Annotated in this window: 3 protein-coding genes and 1 pseudogene; all 4 read right to left on the bottom strand. The window is 67.9% G+C overall.

Annotated elements, in window-relative coordinates; translation table 11 throughout:
- Positions 1-197: pseudogene (locus AC2VOG_RS09665) on the bottom strand (inositol monophosphatase family protein); the annotation flags it as partial.
- A gap of 7 nt (positions 198-204) precedes the next feature.
- Positions 205-939 carry a bifunctional 1-(5-phosphoribosyl)-5-((5-phosphoribosylamino)methylideneamino)imidazole-4-carboxamide isomerase/phosphoribosylanthranilate isomerase PriA gene (priA, locus tag AC2VOG_RS09660; RefSeq protein WP_486939685.1) on the bottom strand — a complete coding sequence of 245 codons (735 nt, stop codon included), beginning with the start codon at positions 937-939 and terminating at the stop codon, positions 205-207.
- Between the two features lies 1 nt (position 940).
- Complete coding sequence (hisH, locus tag AC2VOG_RS09655; protein WP_486939684.1) at positions 941-1,561, bottom strand: imidazole glycerol phosphate synthase subunit HisH; 621 nt, start codon at positions 1,559-1,561, stop codon at positions 941-943.
- Positions 1,558-1,971 (bottom strand): imidazoleglycerol-phosphate dehydratase (locus AC2VOG_RS09650; protein WP_486939683.1); only part of this gene is annotated, 414 nt, incomplete at its 5' end. The genes AC2VOG_RS09650 and hisH, both read right to left, overlap by 4 nt.

Here is a 1,971-nt window from a genome sequence, read left to right as displayed (position 1 = left end):
TCCTCGCCGTGCGCCGGGATTCCGGTTGCCGAAGTCAACGCATCGACTACTTGGCGTTCGATCGCCAGGTCCACTTGGGTGGCGAAGTCGTCACCGCGCTTGCTGACCGCCGAATCCGCGCGATGCCCGGCGACGAACGACCTGGCCGCGGCGTCCAGGATCGCCGCTGCTTTCGCCACCAGCACGTCGAGATCCATTGCGGCCCTAGCCCGCCACCGCTGACAGCGCTTCCGGCAGCGTGAACCGGCCGGCATAGAGCGCCTTACCGACGATGGCACCCTCCACCCCGCTGCCGGTCAGCGTGGCGATGGCCCGCAGGTCGTCGAGGCTCGACACACCTCCGGAGGCGATCACCGGGATGTCGGTACGGTCGGCGACGGCTCGCAGCAGCTCGAGGTTGGGACCGGTCAGGGTGCCGTCTTTGGTGACGTCGGTGACCACGAAGCGCGAACAGCCTTCGCTGTCAAGGCGATCCAGTACCTGCCACAAGTCGCCGCCGTCGGTCTCCCAGCCGCGACCGCGCAGCCGGTGTTCGCCGTCGACGATCTGCACGTCCAGACCCACCGCCACCTTGTCGCCGTGTTCGGCGATGGCTTTGGCGCACCACTGGGGATGCTCCAGGGCGGCCGTCCCGATATTGACCCGCGCACAGCCGGTCCCCAGCGCGGCGCTCAGCGAGTCGTCGTCGCGGATGCCACCGGACAGCTCGACCTTCACGTCGAGCCTGCCCACCACTTCGGCGAGCAATTCGCGGTTGGAGCCACGCCCGAACGCCGCATCCAGGTCCACCAGGTGGACCCACTCGGCACCGTCACGTTGCCAGGCCAGCGCGGCATCCAGCGCTGAGCCGTAGTCGGTTTCGCTGCCGGCCTTGCCCTGCACCAACCGCACCGCCTTGCCTTCGACCACGTCGACGGCGGGCAACAGAATCAACGACACGTCACAACCCTTCAACCCAATTGCTCAATACGGCCGCGCCGGCATCACCGCTCTTCTCGGGGTGAAACTGAGTCGCGGCCAGCGGACCATCTTCGATCGCGGCCAGAAACGGCACACCGTGGGTGGCCCAGGTCAGCAGCGCGTCGGCGCCGCCTTCCCACCGTTGCGCGGCATAGGAATGCACGAAATAGAACCGGGCGTCGGCGTCCAGGCCTTTGAACAGCGCGCTGCCCGTCGCGGCGGTCACCACATTCCAGCCCATGTGCGGGATCACCGGGGCGTCCAGTCGGGTCACCGCGCCCGGCCATTGCCCGCAGCCGGCGCTCTCCACCCCGAACTCGACACCGCGGTCGAACAGGATCTGCATACCGACGCAGACGCCGAGCACCGGACGCCCGGCGGCGACGCGTTCGGCGATGGCCCGTTGGCCGTTGATCCCCCGCAGGCCCGTCATGCACGCCTCGAACGCGCCGACCCCGGGGACCACCAGACCGTCTGCAGCGGCTGCCTTTTCGAGGTCGGCGGTGACTTCGACTTGGGCACCGACGCGCTGTAGCGCGCGTTGCGCCGACCGAAGGTTGCCGGAGCCGTAGTCCAGCACCACGACCGATTTAGCTCTCACAGAGCGCCTTTGGTGGACGGCACGCCGGACACCCGCGGATCCAACTCGACAGCCTGCCGCAGCGCTCGGGCGACCGCCTTGTACTGCGCCTCGGTGATGTGGTGCGGGTCGCGGCCGTAGAGCACCCGAATGTGCAACGCGATGCGCGCGTTGTTGGCCAGCGTCTCGAACACGTGCCGGTTGATCACTGTGTGATAGGGCACGGAGCTTCCGGCGATCGTGGTGTGCCGCAGGTGATCCGGCTCTCCGGTGTGCACGCAGTACGGACGGCCGGACACATCGACGATGGCGTGCGCCAGCGTCTCGTCCATCGGGATGAAGGCGTCGCCGAATCGACGAATGCCTTTCTTGTCGCCGAGCGCCTCACCCAGAGCCTGGCCCAGCACGATCGCGGTGTCCTCGATGGTGTG

The sequence above is a fragment of the Mycobacterium sp. TH-M11 genome (genome assembly GCF_057473725.1).
This window is presented reverse-complemented; position numbering and strand designations above follow the sequence as displayed.